The sequence below is a fragment of the Shewanella sp. KT0246 genome, from assembly GCF_019654955.1.
In the GTDB taxonomy this organism is placed as follows: domain Bacteria; phylum Pseudomonadota; class Gammaproteobacteria; order Enterobacterales; family Shewanellaceae; genus Shewanella; species Shewanella goraebulensis.
Genome location: NZ_BPEV01000057.1, coordinates 1 through 18439, shown reverse-complemented (window position 1 = coordinate 18439; position 18439 = coordinate 1). Strand labels below are relative to the sequence as shown.

The 18439-nt window shown below is 39.5% G+C and carries 16 protein-coding genes; 10 read left to right on the top strand and 6 right to left on the bottom strand.

Annotated elements, in window-relative coordinates; translation table 11 throughout:
- The 3 genes from K5Q58_RS19375 to K5Q58_RS19365 all read left to right on the top strand — a co-directional run.
- Nucleotides 1-184 (top strand): hypothetical protein (locus tag K5Q58_RS19375; protein ID WP_220755497.1); only part of this gene is annotated, 184 nt, incomplete at its 5' end.
- A gap of 702 nt (nt 185-886) precedes the next feature.
- Nucleotides 887-1624 carry a hypothetical protein gene (locus K5Q58_RS19370; protein ID WP_220755496.1) on the top strand — a complete coding sequence of 246 codons (738 nt, stop codon included), beginning with the start codon at nt 887-889 and terminating at the stop codon, nt 1622-1624.
- 49 nt (nt 1625-1673) lie between these two features.
- On the top strand, nt 1674-2414 hold the full coding sequence (locus K5Q58_RS19365) for a DUF4145 domain-containing protein (RefSeq protein WP_220755495.1): 741 nt from the start codon (nt 1674-1676) through the stop codon (nt 2412-2414).
- 337 nt (nt 2415-2751) lie between these two features.
- Here the strand turns inward: K5Q58_RS19365 and K5Q58_RS19360 are convergent, their stop codons facing one another.
- The 3 genes from K5Q58_RS19360 to K5Q58_RS19350 form a co-directional block, all read right to left on the bottom strand.
- On the bottom strand, nt 2752-2973 hold the full coding sequence (locus K5Q58_RS19360) for a hypothetical protein (protein WP_220755494.1): 222 nt from the start codon (nt 2971-2973) through the stop codon (nt 2752-2754).
- Nucleotides 2974-3005: 32 nt separating this feature from the next.
- The gene (locus K5Q58_RS19355) at nt 3006-3500 is read right to left on the bottom strand and encodes an SDR family NAD(P)-dependent oxidoreductase (RefSeq protein ID WP_220755493.1); all 495 of its coding nucleotides are present in this window, start codon (nt 3498-3500) and stop codon (nt 3006-3008) included.
- Between the two features lie 133 nt (nt 3501-3633).
- Nucleotides 3634-4800 carry an MFS transporter gene (locus K5Q58_RS19350; RefSeq protein WP_220755492.1) on the bottom strand — a complete coding sequence of 389 codons (1167 nt, stop codon included), beginning with the start codon at nt 4798-4800 and terminating at the stop codon, nt 3634-3636.
- A gap of 191 nt (nt 4801-4991) precedes the next feature.
- Between K5Q58_RS19350 and K5Q58_RS19345 the strand changes: the two genes are divergently transcribed.
- Complete coding sequence (locus K5Q58_RS19345) at nt 4992-5873, top strand: LysR family transcriptional regulator (RefSeq protein WP_220755491.1); 882 nt, start codon at nt 4992-4994, stop codon at nt 5871-5873.
- Between the two features lie 219 nt (nt 5874-6092).
- Here the strand turns inward: K5Q58_RS19345 and K5Q58_RS19340 are convergent, their stop codons facing one another.
- Nucleotides 6093-6368 carry an HU family DNA-binding protein gene (locus K5Q58_RS19340; RefSeq protein WP_220755498.1) on the bottom strand — a complete coding sequence of 92 codons (276 nt, stop codon included), beginning with the start codon at nt 6366-6368 and terminating at the stop codon, nt 6093-6095.
- Between the two features lie 234 nt (nt 6369-6602).
- Between K5Q58_RS19340 and K5Q58_RS19335 the strand changes: the two genes are divergently transcribed.
- From K5Q58_RS19335 to rplY, 3 genes are all read left to right on the top strand, one after another.
- Nucleotides 6603-8048 carry a murein L,D-transpeptidase gene (locus tag K5Q58_RS19335; RefSeq protein ID WP_220755490.1) on the top strand — a complete coding sequence of 482 codons (1446 nt, stop codon included), beginning with the start codon at nt 6603-6605 and terminating at the stop codon, nt 8046-8048.
- A 150-nt stretch (nt 8049-8198) separates the two neighbouring features.
- The gene (locus tag K5Q58_RS19330) at nt 8199-8747 is read left to right on the top strand and encodes a DUF882 domain-containing protein (protein WP_220755489.1); all 549 of its coding nucleotides are present in this window, start codon (nt 8199-8201) and stop codon (nt 8745-8747) included.
- A gap of 323 nt (nt 8748-9070) precedes the next feature.
- The gene (gene rplY, locus K5Q58_RS19325; protein ID WP_102527108.1) at nt 9071-9358 is read left to right on the top strand and encodes a 50S ribosomal protein L25; all 288 of its coding nucleotides are present in this window, start codon (nt 9071-9073) and stop codon (nt 9356-9358) included.
- A gap of 167 nt (nt 9359-9525) precedes the next feature.
- On the opposite strand, the gene K5Q58_RS19320 is transcribed toward rplY, so the two are convergent.
- Entirely contained in the window at nt 9526-13518 is a 3993-nt protein-coding gene (locus tag K5Q58_RS19320; protein WP_220755488.1) for a translocation/assembly module TamB domain-containing protein, read from the bottom strand.
- Complete coding sequence (locus tag K5Q58_RS19315) at nt 13518-15311, bottom strand: autotransporter assembly complex family protein (protein ID WP_259651401.1); 1794 nt, start codon at nt 15309-15311, stop codon at nt 13518-13520. The genes K5Q58_RS19320 and K5Q58_RS19315 overlap by 1 nt, the downstream gene beginning before the upstream one ends.
- Nucleotides 15312-15498: 187 nt before the next feature.
- Between K5Q58_RS19315 and K5Q58_RS19310 the strand changes: the two genes are divergently transcribed.
- The 3 genes from K5Q58_RS19310 (at nt 15499) to K5Q58_RS19300 (ending at nt 18333) form a co-directional block, all read left to right on the top strand.
- Nucleotides 15499-16527: an isoaspartyl peptidase/L-asparaginase family protein gene (locus tag K5Q58_RS19310; protein ID WP_220755486.1), complete on the top strand. Its 1029-nt coding sequence runs from the start codon at nt 15499-15501 to the stop codon at nt 16525-16527.
- A gap of 653 nt (nt 16528-17180) precedes the next feature.
- Nucleotides 17181-17630: an acyltransferase gene (locus K5Q58_RS19305; RefSeq protein ID WP_220755485.1), complete on the top strand. Its 450-nt coding sequence runs from the start codon at nt 17181-17183 to the stop codon at nt 17628-17630.
- Nucleotides 17631-17745: 115 nt separating this feature from the next.
- Nucleotides 17746-18333, top strand: a complete 588-nt coding sequence (locus K5Q58_RS19300) for a hypothetical protein (protein ID WP_220755484.1) — start codon at nt 17746-17748, stop codon at nt 18331-18333.
- Nucleotides 18334-18439: the final 106 nt, after the last annotated feature.

Genomic DNA, 18439 nt, shown 5'->3' with positions numbered 1-18439 from the left:
ATTAACATTACTTTTATTGTTTTTACTTAAAAATGCTTCATCTAATGGGGAGCTAACGTATCGAGTATTACCATCTGGAATTACTAACAACCCACAATTATGGCAAAACTTAGCATTTCTGGTTATTACAACTTTACATTGCTTACAAAACATACACGACCCTCTTTATCAATTAAGTCTTTAGCTCTTAGCTTAAAATAACTCCTGAAGCTATTAGTTCAATTTACTAAAAATCAATCGCTTACAAATTGTTTCACATCAATAAAAATGTATTGCTATTGTTTTAGTTGCTTTAATTGTTTTAACTGTTTTTATGGCAGATAGTTATTTTGTAGCTGCATTGTTAAGTCAAAAAATAAAAGGTCAAATAATAGAGCTTTAACCATTAACACTGAGAACGTTTCTGTCCAGAAACATGTCAGGGGTCTAAATCATTTATGCCCCCGTTACAAGTTAGCGGTAGCAACGAGGCTATTTAGAACGAATCAATATAAACTTATTTTTTAATCTTTTTAACGGCTTTACTTGCCGCTAAAAAGACTGGTTACCTATACAGGTATAACTGAATTACTCCAAATTAAGTTAATTTAGGGGGCAAAGGATGCGAAAAAATGAGCTTTCTACGCATCGATAATTTTGTAACAATCGAGAAAACGCATATATATCAATGCACTTCAAAATGTTAAAAAGTGTTGTACAGACCTCGTAAACAAAGACGCATTCTTCCTCCGGCTGTATTTTAATCATCGCTAAAGTGATTTGAAAAATATTCGATTTACAACAATGACTTAGCGATGGTAGCTTTCTACATGAATTGAGCAGCCTGGAACGTTATCGTGCTGCTATTGAATAAGCTGTTATGTACCTTTTCTAATCGGAGGCTTCAATGGATTTTAGAGAGTTTGATGGAACAAATTTATTAAAACTAGATACCTGTATTAAATTGTTGCCAAATATAAAACCCAGAAAGGCAAGAGCATTATTGAATGAGTGGAAAAGTGCTCTTTTTGAAAAAATAGTGAATGACACTTTTGCTGGCGTAGAAAGCGATGATTATGAAATTAAAGTGTCAGATTCCCTTATTTTAGCTTCAAATGATTTTGAGCATATATTTTTTGGAGACGAACCATCTGCAACTTTGGTAACACCTTGTGGTGCTAATTTAATTCGGAAAGCATACCTTCAAGGCTTATTTGAAATAAAAGGAAAGCTTGATGAGTATATCGTCCCTGATGCATTGGTCGAATATTGCGACAGTGCCGATGATATTCTAAGGGAACAAATAGCGCGTAAATTACAGGGAAAAGAAGCCAAAGAAATGTATCGAGTTAAATTAACAAATTTTGATGAAATCAATGAATCTGAGTTCAGTTATAAATTACTAAACGATATATTTGTTGAACAATTCGGATTTAAAGGTGGATTTCATTCGTTAGAAATTGGCGGTATTAATGTATCTAAGTCAGTATCACTTTATAAATCTAATACTGGAAATAGTTCTGATTGGCAGGTGGTTTTCAACTGGATTGGCACAGATGGTAAGCAGGGAACTATAAAAAAGGACAGTGTCTATTCTGAAAATCGCAGAAACGATTCAGAACGAAATTATGGTCTACATGATTAATTGTAAATAACGAGGCGTTATGTGGTTCTATCGAACTTTGGAGTATTAAATGTTACCTGAGCAAGGAAGTAGTAAATTTCAATGCCCTCATTGCGGGGTATTAGCAACTCAAAGATGGTTTAATGCAGGTAACGCATCAGGTGTCGTAGCTGAAATATATAACCACATTTTCTTAGATTACCGAAAAAATGTGGATGAATACTACCAAAGAGAAGTTGCAAGTTTTCTAAAATCTAGTGACCATGATTTTAGAAGAAACTTTATGAATTACGTACCTAAAGGTTTTTCTGTAGCAACTTGTTCTTCTTGTTCGGAGTCATCTCTTTGGGTAAATGAAGAGATGAAATACCCTAAGCCAAATTCTGTTGCCGAGCCTAATGCTGATCTTGATGAAGATATTAAAGAATTATATCTAGAAGCGGCGTCAATTCTTCAAGATTCGCCGAAAGGCTCAACAGCCTTATTAAGGTTGGCCTTACAAAAACTATTAAAGCAAGTCGGGAAAAACGGAAAAAATATCAATAAAGATATTGGAGAATTAGTTACCGAGGGGTTGAGCCCTAAAATACAAAAAGCTCTCGATTTACTGCGTGTAATTGGTAACAACGCGGTACATCCAGGGCAGATAAATTTGGATGATTACAGCGGTGTAGCTTTAAAGCTCTTTAATATTCTAAACTTTATAGCTGAAGAGTTAATTACAAAACCTAAAGAGTTGGACTCTCTTTATGACGATTTAATACCTGAAGAAACTCAAGAACATATTAAGCAACGAGATAATGTAGTTTAACCACATAACACGTTTATGCCCCATTTCGCGTTAAGGTATTTAATTGCATTAGATCTAGTCTGCAAGTTTTCCATAGGTTCTTTTATGTGCTTAGACTTATTTTCGCTTATTATAGTGACTTATAATGAAATACTTAGAATCCCTATAATGTTATCCCTTCATCAGGCTTAATACGGAAAACTCTCCCAAAAATCACAACTTGGTATTGGAAGCTTTAATGTAGACAATACCAAATCATAGGTATTCATCGTTTACCAACGCCCATTCAATTTGGGAAATATCACAAGACTCTTTTGCAAATACCACCCGAGCAAAGCAATAATGAAGAGAGTTAGAGTCATAAAATTAAATAACATTTTGTAGCCTCAGAGCGTGTAAATGACGCGAATATCGACTTTACCATGGCAGTTGAGTACCATCGTAAACAAAAAAATGAACCTGAGTGTTTGGCTTTTAAATTATCAATAACATTAAGCATTCCCTTGATACTTTCTTCTGCTGACAACTTGCCGTCTTTGCCGCCCATATCGGTTTGCACCCAGCCTGGATGAATAGCCATGGTTTTTACACCAGATCCCGATAACTCACAGGTCAATTAATAATTTGATTAAGTGCTGCTTTTGATGCTCGATAGCTGTATCGGCCTCCAGAGCGGTTATCATCAATGCTAGCCAGTATTGAGGTCATCCCGATTATGGTTTTATCTTGGCCGGCTAGAATATTATTGAGCAAGACCTGCGTGATTAACATGGGTGCGATGGTATTAACCTTTAATACCTCGACCCATCCTTGCAGATCCATATTGCCTAAGTTGTCACATCCTTCACCACTCACCCCTGCGTTATGAATAAGCACATCAATAGGTTGATCTTTAAATACCTCAGTTAAAGCGAGAATATCTGTTTCATTACTAACATCTAAAGCATAAGGGTGAATGCTTGAATACTCTTGTGCTAACAGAGTTAACTCATGCGCTGAATCAATATCGCGACAACAGGCAATGACCTTATAGTGACGCTGTGCATATTGCTTTGCAAGCTCTAGTCCTAAGCCACGATTTGTTCCAGTAATAAAAACGGTTTTCATTGAATGCCTCTTATCAGTTTCAATCTTATCTAATACCAATCAATATCAGTTGCGAAAGCTGGCCAATGCGGCTGCATTGACCAGTTCTAAAAGTAAGAATCATGTTTATTTCATTAATACTCTTTTTATATCACTAACTTTCTGCACGCTTATCAAGGCGACCACTAAAGCGGGTCAAAGCAAGCGCTATCAGTACCACTACCGCACCGACCCAAGGTGTATGCATTAAGCCAGCTTCAGCGACAATCATCCCTCCGCCCCATGAACCAAGTGCAATACCAACGTTAAAGGCTGCTATGTTTAAACCGGAAGCAACATCCACTGCATCTGGTGTATATTTTTCAGCAAGTTTCACTACATATACTTGTAAACCAGGAACATTACCGAATGCAAATGCTCCCCAAACTAAAATCGTGGCTACCGCGGCGATAGGGTTAACGGCGGTAAAATTGAACATGATAAGCACAGCAGCAAGACCAGTAAAAATAATGGTAAGTGCTTTTATTGGGCCCATTTTATCGGCCATTTTACCGCCCCAAATATTACCAATAGCAACGGATATACCATAAACCAACATAATTAAACTAATTGCATTAGCACTAAAGCCTGATTCTTGCTGCAAAATCGGAGCAAGGAAAGTGAATGCTGTAAAAGTGCCGCCATAACCCAGCGCGGTAATCGCATAAACCAGTAATAATCGAGGTTGAGTTAATACCTTAAGCTGCGATGAAAGCTTAGCTGCAGCAGGTTGTTTTAAGTTATTTGGTACTAATAAAGCGCTACCAATTAATGCGATTAAACCTAATAGCGCAACAATTAAGAAGGTTGATTCCCAGCCGAAGGTTTGACCAATGACAGTCCCAAGCGGCACGCCTGTGACTAACGCCACGGTTAAACCTGTGAACATAATCGCAATGGCGCTTGCAGCTTTTTCTTTGGGCACTAGGCCTGTAGCAATGGTTGAACCAATTGAGAAAAATACGCCATGGGCTAAACCTGTCAAAATACGAGCGACAATTAAGGTGTTATATCCAGGTGCTTGCCATGCTATTAAGTTACCGATAACAAACAGTGACATTACGGTAATCAATACGTGCTTACGATTCCACTTTCCTGTTAAAGCCGTTAAAACCGGGGCACCAATGGCAACACCAAGTGCATAAAGGCTAACCAGCAAGCCTGCTGAAGGTAGTGATACATTTAAGTCTGAGGCCATGGTCGGGAGTAGCCCCACGATCACAAACTCCGTTGTTCCAATAGCAAAGGCGCTTAGCGTCAATGCGAGAAGTGCTAAAGGCATAATATTTACTCTCTGTTGTTTGAAAATGACCAGCAATAGCCGATGTATTGGTCGCTATGCCGTCGCGTAGATAATTGATGGGGGGCATTTTGCATTAAAGATGTTTTGTGAAAAACAGAGGTTTTTACAAATGATATTTGTTATAAATGCAACAAACCTAATGGTGAGTGGGTAAAATTGAGGGAAATAGCATGCGAACAAAATCTGATGATTTAGCCATTTTACTAGCTGTAGTCGATACAGGAGGTTTTTCAGCGGCAGCAGAGAGCCTAGATATACAAGTCGCACGAGTATCCAGAGCGGTCAGTAAAGTGGAGAGCCAACTTGGGGTCACTATTTTAAACCGAACCACCAGACGTATTGAATTAACCGATGAAGGACGCCAGTTCATTGACTCAGTGCGGGTGGGGTTAATGCAATTACAGCAGGCGGAAGAAGATATTATTTCCCGTGGGGAATTACCCAAAGGCCGTTTACGTGTCGACGCGGCTAGTCCGTTTGTGTTTCACCAACTGGTGCCATTGCTGCAGTCATTTAATCAGGCCTATCCCGATATTGAGCTAGAAATAACCTCCAATGAAGGCATTGTGGATTTGCTAGAAAAGAAAACCGATTTAGCAATCCGTATTGGTACTTTGAGCGATTCGACCCTACATGCTCGGTCGCTGGGTCGAAGCCCCTTGTATATTGTGGCTTCACCTGAATATATATCAAAACGCGGGCTCCCCAACAAAACCAGCGATCTCGCTCAGCATAATCTCATTGGATTTGTCGCTCCCAAGATTTTGAATGACTGGCCTTTAAAAGGTTTTAGCCAGTTAGACGCTTTAATGTCATCAAGTAATGGCGAAACCATTCGACAAATAGTGTTGGCAGGAAATGGCATAGCATGCCTATCAGGGTTTATGGTGAATAAAGATATTGCCGAAGGGCGTTTAATCCCGCTGTTGGAGAGCGAAAAAATTAGCCATCCAAGAAGAGAGCAAGTCAACGCAGTGTATTATAAGACTTCTTCTGTAGCCAAGCGGATTTCTGCTTTTATTGATTTTATTAAGCCTAAGTTAACCCTGTAGACAGCTGAATCAGCGGGTCAGAGTAAACTTAACTATTTTATATCAGATGCTCATGAACTAAGGCTTTATTTCTAACTCATTTCTGTCCAAAAACAATTTAGACAGGCCTTATCCGGCCTAATTAAAACCCTTAATCATCCCTAATAAAAAGCCTCTGCTCGAATTATTCTAGCAGAGGCTTTGTCGTTTTAGCTTTTACTTTATTGAGCGAATAATAACTTAAACATTGATGTGCTTTTTAAATGCTGGGGCAGGTTTAAAGCTCGGTTGATTGAATCCTGGGATTTCGATGCTTTCACCTGTATGAGGATTACGACCATTTTTTGCTAAATGGTAACGAAGCTCGAAGGTGCCAAATTGGGGTAAATACACTTTCTCGCCTTCGGTTAAGGCTTTATGAAGCTGAATGAGGATCTGTTCTAATTGAGGCTTGGCTTGAGATTGTGTTATGCCAATGTCAGATGCCATAGTTTGTACGAGTTGCTTCTTATTCATAAAATTACTGCGATAAATAGTTAAATTTTTTTGCGGGCAACGTTTATAGCAGTTCTGCCACAGCATTCCTAGTTTCTTAAGGCCAATTAATCGCTTACTAATGGCTTGTTGGTTTGGTTGGTCTAAATTCATCCGCCTTTCGTAGTAACTTGTTAGCTGATATCACTTTCTGTAACACAAGGTTGATATTTTTTTGCCATACTGAGTAAATGAATTCGAAGTAGGAGGGAATGGATGAGAGCATTGTGTTGTTTGCGTGTTTATGTGCGTACTGGTTTTGCTTTTACTTTCTTATTGTCAATTCTATTGAGCTTGCCGATTAAAGCAGCTTCACAAAACCATGCGACCTACAAGACATTGGCTCAACATGTCTTACTGATTTCGTTGGTGGATCCGTCTGTTAAGTGGCAGGATTTTTTATCCATTTTACAAGGGGCAAGTGAAGCTGAAAAGCTCGAGTATATTGATACTATCCAAGTTGATATTGCCGAATTTTGGCATCAACGCCAAGTTGCACTGCCATATGATAGTTTAGATGTTAGCGCCTCTTCAAAACGCAAAACCTTTGCTCTTGAACCCAATGTGGAAGATTATTTAAGTGTGTTAAACCACATCAGAAGGCTCATGTGGCTTAACGAACGCCATGACTGGGCAAGTATTCAACCTGGTGGGCTATTACGCCCCGGTGATAGCCATAAAACCGTTAGTGCTATTTCGCAACGTTTATGGCTACTGGGTGATTTGTCTTCTCGTTCTGAAACTCAGTTCGTTTTTGATGACACTATTGCTGATGCTGTTGCGCGCTTTCAAGCTCGTCATGGTTTAAAGGCTGATGCTGTTATTGGTCCTAAAACCTTATATTGGCTTAATCAAACTCCAAAAGAGCGTGCTGAATTACTGGCAGATAACTTTGTACAAAAGACTAGCTATAAAGCAGATTTAGGTGAGCAATATTTATTAGTGAATATTCCTGCATTTGAAATGGTATTAGTCAGTGATAATCAAGTGGCACTGACCTCTAGAGTGATTGTTGGGCGTTCTTATCGACGAACCCCAGTGATGAAAGGCCAAATATCTAATATTGTGATTAATCCAACTTGGACTGTACCCAAAAAACTGATGCGTCGTGACATATTGCCAAAAGTGGCCGAAAACGGCAGTTATATCAGTGATAGGCAGTTTGATGTATATGATGTTAGCGGCACTAAAGTCAGTAAAACCCCACAAGAGTGGCAAGATATTGTCAACGCTGGGCCGTTTCCTTATCGTTTAGTTCAGCGACCTGGCGAGATTAATGCGTTAGGGCGTTATAAGTTTCACTTTAAAAACGACTTAAACATCTATTTACATGATACCCCTGATAAAGGTTTATTTGCTGAGGATGATAGAGCGCTTTCATCGGGTTGTGTGCGTATTGAAAAAGTCCAAGAATTAGCAGAATGGTTTGCAACTAATGTTGTGATTGACAAGCGAACTTGGCAGCGAATGCAAACAGAAGGTGGCAACACTCAATGGTTCTCACTTTCACAAACCGTACCGATTCATTTTGTTTATTGGAATGCGTGGGTCGATGCTACTAATTTAGCTCAATACCGTAACGATATTTATCATTTGAACAACATGGGGCAAACAATTGTGGCGAATAATTCATCTACCTCGTTACAGGGCGTTGCTCGATAAGTGATTGACCTGATTAAAACTTACCAAGATGTACAAAATTTAAGCTGACTTTATCGGCTTGAACCCTTGCTATTGCCTTCCTTTCCGTTTAACTTCCCTTTCGGTTGTGTAAAAAACACACAGATTTTATAATTAGAAAGTGGTGAGTTAATGTCTTTAGTTTGTCCTGCCCGTAGGCAAGTATTGTTAGGTTTAAGTGGTGTTGCTGTCGCTTCAGTGTTTTCAACCCCCGTTCAAGCAAGTCGTTCAACCCAAGGTGTTAGAGAGTTGAGTTTTTATAATCGTCACACTGGCGAGCGCGAACAAGGACAGTTCTGGGCAGAAGGTGAGTACAATCAAGATACATTATCGTTATTCAGTGAAGTGCTACGAGATCACCGCCAGAATCAAGCAGCCCCTATGGATAAACGCTTATATGAGTTTGTGTATAATTTACAACAAGCGATTGGTAACAACGACGAAGTACACGTGATTTCTGGTTACCGCTCGCCACATACCAATAATATGTTGGCTGCGAAAAGTAACGGTGTTGCCAAGAAAAGTTATCATATGAAAGGTATGGCGATGGATCTCGCTATTCCTGGCGTCGAGCTTAAAACCTTGCGTGATGCTGCGCGTTCATTACAGCTTGGTGGTGTTGGCTATTATCCCCGTTCTGGTTTTATTCATGTGGATTGTGGCCCTGTAAGAAGTTGGTAAAGTTTCATTTTTGTCATTAATCTTCATGATGCTAAAAACCGTGCACAGTATGTATTATCTTCAGCACTGTTAAGCTATGGGGTTAATTATGCAGAGCTATCGATAAGTTGGTGAGATACTAACTGAGTTATTGGTATGAAATAGCTGCTAATTGCTTGTTGAGGTGCATAAGCTGTGTTAAAATCCGCGCGCTTTGTTTAAACGAGTTCGATTGAATTGTTTTAATACGCTTTTTATAGAATTTTATTATTAATAAACAAGCACGAGTTGTTATTGGTCGAAAATAACAACATCAATTTATTTTTTTATTAAGTGAGAAACACATGTCTTACACTATTCAAGCTGAAATCCGTACTGAAATCGGGAAAGGTTCGAGCCGCCGCCTACGTCATGCGAATTTAGTTCCTGCTGTAATCTACGGTCCAGGTAAAGAGCCTATCTCAATCAAAATGGCTCAAAAAGATATCGTAAACATTCAATTGAATGACGATTTCTACAACACAGATTTAACTCTAGTTATCGATGGTAAAGAAGTTAAAGTACGTGTTCAAGCTATGCAACGCCACGCGTTCAAAACTTTAGTTGAACATATTGACTTCAAATTTGCTTAATCGTTAATTTGAATGAAAAAAGCGCCATTAGGCGCTTTTTTTATGTCTGAAATACGGTATATATTCCATAGACAGTTAGCTAAAACCTGCTCAGAAGCTTAAGTTAATAAGCATCTGTAGTCATAGTGTTAGAGATAAGCATAATCAGGACAATTATCGTTTAAAAGCTAATCTACATTGAAACTGTAATAGATATCTAATGATTGGTTTAACGTTCCTGATACAGTTTCTAGATACAGCTGCGATAAAATGTAGTAGCGAACCGTCATTTCATAGCCTGGGTTAAATACCCCAATACCGTATTTGACCATTAAGTCTTCACCAATGTAACCACTAATCGCGACACGGCCTTCATCGTTGGCATCGAGCTGCACGTTAGAAAAGCCAAATTTTTCGATTAACCCCGTTGCTGTCGAGCCAATGTTATTCATGGCTCCGCCACCAAATTGCGACCCTAAGGTTAGGGCTGCGCCCATCATTAATGCACTGTTTTGTTCATTACTGCCATTGCTAAAACCAGCCCCAGTGACGATGTATGACAATATTTCTGCTTGCTCTTTTGCAGGGGTTGAAAATAAGGTCACAATAGGGCGCATAGCGGTACCAGTAACTCTTACACCTGCGGTAATATCTTCTTCTTTAATCTCTCTTACGGCTTCGATATTTAAATTAGGGATTTCGGTTGGCCCTGAAAACTGAACTTCACCTGTACTAATCGTTAGTGTTTGCCCCATGAACTTGTAGGTGCCGCGACTCACTCTTATATCACCGAACAATAATGGCGGTTTAAATGCTTGTTGTTGTAGCAGAAGTGTTCCGTTGAGTTTGCCGCTAAGTCCCATCCCGTCAACGGTGACTTCAGGGCCAACATTAATGTTCAAATCTGACACGATGGCATAAGGGCTCACACGTTGTTCTTGTTCAGAGATAGAGTCATTAAATACCACATCAGATGAGACGGCAACGCCACCTTCAGCAAGTTGAACAATGGTTATTTCACCAGCGGGTATGTCGACATTTCCCTTGACCGCCAATTGATCTTTATTGAAGGTAAGATTGATATCAGGAGAAGCATGTAAAATTGCAATCGGTGGCTGGATTAACGCGAGTTTGTCACCTTTGATGTCAATATCACCACTGAAGTCACCTTGTGGCCATGATAACGTGCCATTGATTTGCGCTAACCCTTCACCCATAGATAAGTTGCCATCTATTAACCCTTTTTGACCTTTTAGCGCCATAGTGAGATTAATGTTATCTACTAAGGTAGGATTACTGGTTGTGGCAATTGCAGCTTGTGATAATGAAATACTGCCTTGAGCCATTGGGTTATTAAGGTTGCCTACTAGATCCAAATTTGCAGTAAAGTCACCTTTAAGAGTTTCAAGTTTTGGAAAAAAGCCTTGGAAATGATTAAGGTTTAAGGTGTCTATGCTGATATTGCCGGATAAATTGCGACTTGGGTCGCTACTGACACTAATTTGACTGTGTATATTGGCAATTTGTTCTGCTTTAACAATAAGATTAGTGTCTAGCTTTTCTTCATCTAATAAGATGTTCAATTTGACGACATCGTAATTGAGTTTAATAAAATCATTACTGGTTCGTTTTAACTCAATCTCTCCTTCGGCCATGTTAACTTCAGCATTGGCTCGAAGGTTTTCAGTTTCTGACCAGCTAGCTGACGCTATAACATCAGTATCGCCAGCCCAAGATAGTCGAGTGGGTAACATTGGCTTTAATAAAAGTCCTGGTATCCCATGTGCTATAAGATTGATATCACCTGATTGACCGAAGCTTGCAGCTGTTTCGATACACACTTGATTGTTGGGGTGGGTAATACAAAATGGCTTGACGCTTCCTTGAGTCTTTTTCTGATCCCAAATGATGTCTACAACTCGGTCTGTAGTCCAAGTTCCTAAGAAATTAGTGACTGATAATGCGTTAATTTGGGCATCAAAGATTTGAGTTTGTTCGTCAAATTTATTGTCAACAATGGTATGAATGGCAAATTCGCCAGCGGTATTAAGCTCAAGGTGTTGTTGATTTAAATTACCTGAAGCATTGATGGAAATTTCTGATAAATCAATATTTTGCCAGTTAAACTTGTCGTTAGTGACATCAAGTTTAAACTGATGATTATTCAGTGGTAGATAATTTGCTGTTAGGTTAAGGAGCTCAACTTCCATATCGGCATATTCAAAATCACTGACCTTAGCGGTAATGTCTACAATGGGTTGTTGCTCATTACCCGTCACATCGATTTTTGCATAAATACCTCCCGTTGAACTTGGCAACCATTGACTAAGATCGGGTACGGTAAGTTCAGCATCAACATCCCAAAATTTACTGGCTTGTCCATTTACTATGAGCTCCGCGCCTAGTGCGGTTGCATGTAAATTATCAGCATTGACGGCAAGTTGTTCATTGAATTCTATATTGCCACTGACTGTTAATGGAAACTCATTTAACGTGCCTTTAAGATCTGCATCGGCGATTTGTATGTTCCAAGTCTCATCGCCAACACTACCTTTAGTTGACAACTGACCGCTTACGTTACTGTCGAGTTCAGTAAGTTCATACAAATAACTGATCTTTTCTAATTGTAATGTTTCAGTTAGTAGCTCTGCTTGCCAACTCACACCATCAGTGAAATCCAGTACTCCATTACCCTTAATGTCACCAGCTTCGGATTTTATATCAATGTGCGAAACGGTTAGCTTGTCTTGCTCAAAACTAACATTGGCGTCGGCATCAAGTTTTGGATGAAACGGACTCTGTAGTTGCGCGCTAAAAATCGCAGATTGACTGTTTATATCACCTTTACTGGTGAACTTGTCCACTTTGGCTAAGTATTCAGGTTTATCAAAAGGCCATTTCAGATCTGCTTGCGCGACTTCTAATTGATAATTCATTTCAGGCTTGCTGAGTGCGACAATAGCTTCAAAGTCGATAGTCATATCACCAGTTGCCGATACTTTTACTGCTAAATCATCAAAGCCATTCTCGGCCTGTATTGCAATTTCTTGCTTGGATAAACTCGGTAATTCAGCCACATTATTGAGCTTGAATTGTGCATCGATGGTCATTGGATAGTCATCGTTTAAGCTAATATCACCAACGAGTGTGGCATCACCGTACTCGTGTGTGACTGCCAGTTGTTGCACATCAATGAAGTACTCTACATAACTGCCTTCTAATGCAATATGCGCAAATTTGTCTTCGCGTGAACCTAATCGCATTACACTATCGTTCGAAATCAGTTCATCAACATAAATAGGGAAGGTCATATAGACCGCGGGCAGATTAGCCATCGCCCAGTCATCTATCTCAGAAGGCGTTTCAGGAATTATGTTATCTTCACCTTTATTTTTATCTTTATCGATATTCGTACTAGGCGTTTGCTCATCATCGCCATCCCCGAGCGGAATATCGACGAGCAATCCATCACTGTGAAGATAACTCACGCGCAGGCCACTTTTGTTCCACAAGGCTTTGCCTTGCAGACGTTCAGCGTTATAACGCATATCGTTGACACTGACTTTTACGTTATTTAAATCCAGTTCGTTAAGGCCTATTATCACAGGTAATATCAGTGGTGACGGTTCCTCATTTTCTACATCTAGCTCAGCGGTTTCCGCGTTAACTTGGGCTAAATCATCTATAAGATCATCATTTATATCATCACTGCTAGCATTTTCATCAATAGGAACGTCATCAAACTCATCGGTGGCTACACGCACTTTTACATCGGTCGCTAGTAGACTATCGACACATATTTGTTTATTGAATAAACATGTTGGCACCCATGAAAGAGACAAGTTTTCTACTTCTACCGCTACGCCGTTCATTGACCAACTGGCGTAATCAAACTCTAAATGCTTATTAATAATCCCTGAACGCAGCTTGAGCTCAAGGTTGGGGACAAATTGATTGGCAAAGAAGACACTAATTTGTGCGCCAATTGGGGTACCAATTAATACTGCAACAACGATGAGTATCAGTAATGGAATATAGATGAATATTCGTGTTGAAAGCTTAAATGTACTCCAGCAGCGTTTTAATAGAGTTTTTGGCGGCTTAGCCGCTGGAATATGACCATTAGCTGAATGAGGCTTATGGTCTTGTGCGGATGTTTGAGGGGATGATTGTTCAGTCATTACAATTCCGTCCCCATGGTTATATGAATTCGCCATGAGCGATCAACTGTTTCTGTCTCTTTAAGGCCGACACCTAAATCAAGCTTGATTGGTCCAATAGGTGAAATCCAGTGAATACCGCCACCGACTGAAACAACGGGTTCAAATTGTTCGGTATCAAATGCATTACCAGCATCGACAAAACTTGCAACTCGCCAAGTATCAGTAAGGTAATATTGATACTCTAAACTACCCACAACAAGATAACGGCCACCCACAACCTGACGTGATGTGCCGCCTTCAGAGTTCTCATACTCAATATAAGGGCCTAGCTCTTGGTAACTATAACCGCGTATAGACTGATCGCCACCGGCAAAGTAACGCAGTGAAGGTGATATTTGGTCAATTTGATCACTGTCGGCGATATTGGCACCTAAATCCAGACGGGCAACAAAGCGATGACGATCAAAGAAAGTATCAATCCACTTAAATTTGGCTTCTAATTTTGCCAGTCGAATTTCTGAACCTAAATTGGGATCACCGTACTCAACACTATAAACCTGCCTAAAGCCTGACTTGGGGTCAAGAGTGTTGTCACCACGGGTGGTTTTACCAATGCCGAAGCCTGCTAAAATATATTGCGGGTCGTAGTCAGTATCCGATTGATTATAAAACTCTTGGTTGAACTCTAGTGAGTAACCAAATAACCAGCCACTGTCTAAGCGCATTTGCCTGATAATACCTATCAAACGCTTTTCAGATTCAAGCTCGCCAGTGTAGTCATAACTCTTGTTTTCTTCATTATAGTCTTGAGTCACACCGTATTTGTCACGTAAAAGGCCAACTTTAAATTTCAATTGGTCGTCTAATGGATGCGTCAAAGGGATCGTGTATGTAGTTAAGAATTTAGGCCTATCTGGTGACCACTCCATGGTCGTTTCTTGAGTATGGCCGAAACGGTTAATTTCTGGCATACGCCATGTTAGTCGGATACGTGGCTCAATGTTATTCTCAACATTATTGCCAATGTCAGCACCTAAACCCACCTCAAAGGAGTGAGTAGGGCGTGGAGCTAAATCTACTTTGATAGGCACTTGGCTATCTGAGATATTGTCAATTAGCGGTAATACTTTGATGCTGCTGAAATAGCCTGTATCGATTAAGTTTCTGTTAAGGCGGTTTAATCGACTGGTGGAGTACTTGGCATTTGGATCAAAAGGAATCAATTTTTCTAATAAATCGTCATTGACAGTTTGGCCTGAAAATACCACATCACCAATGAGGTAACGTTTTCCTGATTGGAAGTCGATATGAATTTTTGCAGTATTGAAATCTCGATTGATTTCTATTTCAGAGCGAGCAAAAGTCGCGTCAAAATAACCTCTTGCTAGTGCGAGAGTCACCAATTGCGACTTTAAGTCAGAATAGACTCCATGGTTTAACGTATCGCCTGGTTTAACTGTCAATTGATTTAGCCAGCGATTAAAGCTGTCGTCATTGAGCATTTCATCACTGAACTTGATATCAATCCATTGAATGATGGTGGGTGCGCCTTCATCGATATCGATAGTAAGCTTCCATGGTCCCTTTTCTGATTCAGTGACATCGATGTCTACTTTTGCATGATAATGTCCCATGGACTCTAACGCTGCAGTGACGCTATCTTCAACGGTAAATAGGAATGCGCGGCGCTGCACCGTAGAGTTTGGGCTTTCACCTAAGTGGGCTAAAATATTCTTGGTTAATCGTTCAGAAGTACCCGTTAATTCGATTTTAAGCCAATCATCTTTTGCCCAAGCGAAATTCGATGCCAACGAAACGAGGGCAACGCACACTACAAGGCAATATTTAAACGATTTGGATAACAATGAATGAATGCTTATCAACGGCTAATTACTTATAACCTATTGTCGCCAGAATAGTGCTAACAGGCAAGGTTATGATTGAAATTACCGCCCGAAATGGTTACAAAGATACAAACCGATCAAGGACTTGCTTAAAATGAAAACAATATCGCTCGCTTTTGCTGTTTCACTGACACTTTTTTCAGGTTTATCTTTTGCTAATAGTGACAAACCTTTTGCTATCGCCATTCATGCTGGCGCCGGAACCATTAAAAAATCCAGTTTCACTCCAGAGCAAGAACAAGCCTATCGCGCAAAACTAAAAGAAGCTGTTGATGCAGGTTATCTGGTGTTAGAAAAAGGTGGCTCAAGCCTTAAAGCCGTCACAACAGCTATTAATGTACTAGAAGATTCTCCGTACTTTAATGCGGGTAAAGGTGCGGTATACACTCATAATGAACAGCATGAAATGGATGCATCTATTATGGATGGTAATACCATGAATGCAGGTGCTGTTGCTGGCGTTAAACACATTAAAAATCCGATTGATTTAGCGCGCTTGGTGATGGATGAGTCTGTCCATGTCATGCTTTATGGAGAAGGGGCTGAAGAGTTTGCTTTAACTCAGGGGGTTCAATTGGTGGCTAATGAAACCTTTAATACCCAAAAGCGTTATCAAGGTTTACAGCGTGCAAAAGCAAAAATGGCTGAAGCGAAAACCAGTGCAGATTACCAAGCTGCGCACCAACAGTTAGACACAGAATATAAAGTTGGTACCGTTGGCGCTGTCGCATTAGATAAACAAGGTAATATTAGTGCAGGTACCTCAACCGGCGGAATGACGAATAAACGCTATGGTCGTATTGGCGATGCTCCCGTTATCGGCGCAGGTACATACGCAGAAAATGGCGTTTGTGCGGTATCAGCCACAGGGCACGGTGAGTACTTTATTCGCTACCAAGTCGCAGGTGATATTTGCGCGAAGGTGAAATACCAAAGTAAATCTATCATCCAGGCTGCGGATGAGGTGATTAATCAAAGATTGATTACCGCTGGCGGTACAGGTGGCGTGATAGCAATCGATCATCGTGGCAATATTGCGACCCCTTTTAATACAGAAGGGATGTACCGCGCAACGCGTAAGAGTGGGGAAGAAGCACAAGTGATGATTTGGCGTGATAAGTAAGCCTTAACTTTCCTTGTTATTGTTATCAATCACGATTGAGATTTAAAAAGCATCAAGTATTCGCTTGGTGCTTTTTTTACTTATTGATGCCTAGGAACGGGTTAGGGTGGCTAAATTATTTATGCCCCATTCCTTGTTTACTGTTTTGAATACTCTACGTCTTGGCGATTCGCCCACACCAGAGCAAGAAGGGCAAACTGCTCACCCCTCTTGCATCTCCCCAGCAGCCCCGGAGAAATTTTCTGGAAAGCGAAAGATTTCCAACGGGGGACAATCCAGCTTTGAACTTCGTTTGTAGTTCTAATGAGTTTCAGCCCGAAACTTGTTAGCCTTCGCATTGCTAGTAATTTAAAATCTGCAATTGCTCTCGTTATGTAAAAGCAAAAATTCTCGGTTTAACTAAACGAATAAATTTATATAATTGAAATATATGCATTTTACATTTTAGAAAGTTTACATAACGACCCCAAAAAATTCTCGATTATCTACATTCACGTTTTCGCCGCCCAAATGGACATTGCCTCACAGAAATCTTACTGATAAGTTATTAAAAAATATTAATAAATGAAGCTGAAAGTGATTAGGATTGGGTAAGATGCCCAAGGGGGTATCGAAATTCCCACTAATAAGCTGTTAGGCATACAAAGGTCAGCATGCATAAATCCATATCATTGGCAAAATATGTTAAAAAGAGAAATGGTTTGCCGTTAGGGGCGAATGGCTCTTTACAAGCAATGCTTAAGCGATCATTTGGGGCCGAATCTTTTTATGTATTCTGGCAATACTGGAATCCTATTTGGGGCTTTTATTTATCCCGTTATGTCATGAGACCTTTAAATACGGTATTCCCTATTTGGTTTTCAATATTATTAACTTTCGCAGTAAGTGGCGCACTTCATGATATTGCTGTAACAATAATCAAGTGGCAGGTAACTTTTTTCTTTACTCCATGGTTTATTTTAATGGGAATTATTGTATTCATTTCAAAATTATATAATATTTCATATCGAAGACATTCTTGGTTAATCCGTATGTTATTTAATTTATTTTTAATTGTGTTCAGTTTTTCACTTACAATAATTATCCAGCGTATGTATGCCTAACAAGCGCATTAAAAACGGACACGTAACAGTTTGCTGTGTTCCGCTTCGCTTCACATTTTAGCAAGCTATTACTTAGACGCTTTTGCAGGCGTTATATTTTCAAGGAGGAGTGGCGTTGCGTCATATCATAATAATACTTACATTAATTTCACTTACAGGCTGTGCTGCTGCATTAGTTCCTTATACAAGCGACCCCAAACAAAAACTCTCTGATGCTTATTGGCTTTTTGATACAAAACAAAGAGCATTGCCAGCTCAAAAACTAATTTTAGAAGTAATTGATATTTATGAAAAAGATGATAATAAATCAGGTCTTGCTGAAGCTTATGTAACTTATGGGATTTTCTTGAGGTCATATGCCGTTGATCAGTATAGTGAACGATATAAAGAAACAGGCTTTAATAACGGTCAGTTCTCATTTGAAGATCGATACAAAATGTCTATTGAGTATTTCGATAAATCTAGAGTGATTTATGAACAGAAAAAAGAATATGATAATTTAACAAATACATATCTACATATGGGTTTCACTTACCTAACTAATGAAAATGTTCAAAAAGGATGTGAGATGTTTATCAAAAGTTTAGACATGAATAAGCTTTTTATGAGTAATAACCCAGATGCCAAATTGAGTTTAGGTGGTTTTAATTCTTATAAGGATTATATCGATAACAAGATGCAACTGGCTAAATGTCCTGCGTAATGAAAATATATCAAGAAATTAAACAAGGACAAATCAGTTGGTTTTGCTCCTGCGTCGCTAATTTTAACCAACCATTTTTATCCGCTTAGCAAAGCGTTACAAACTC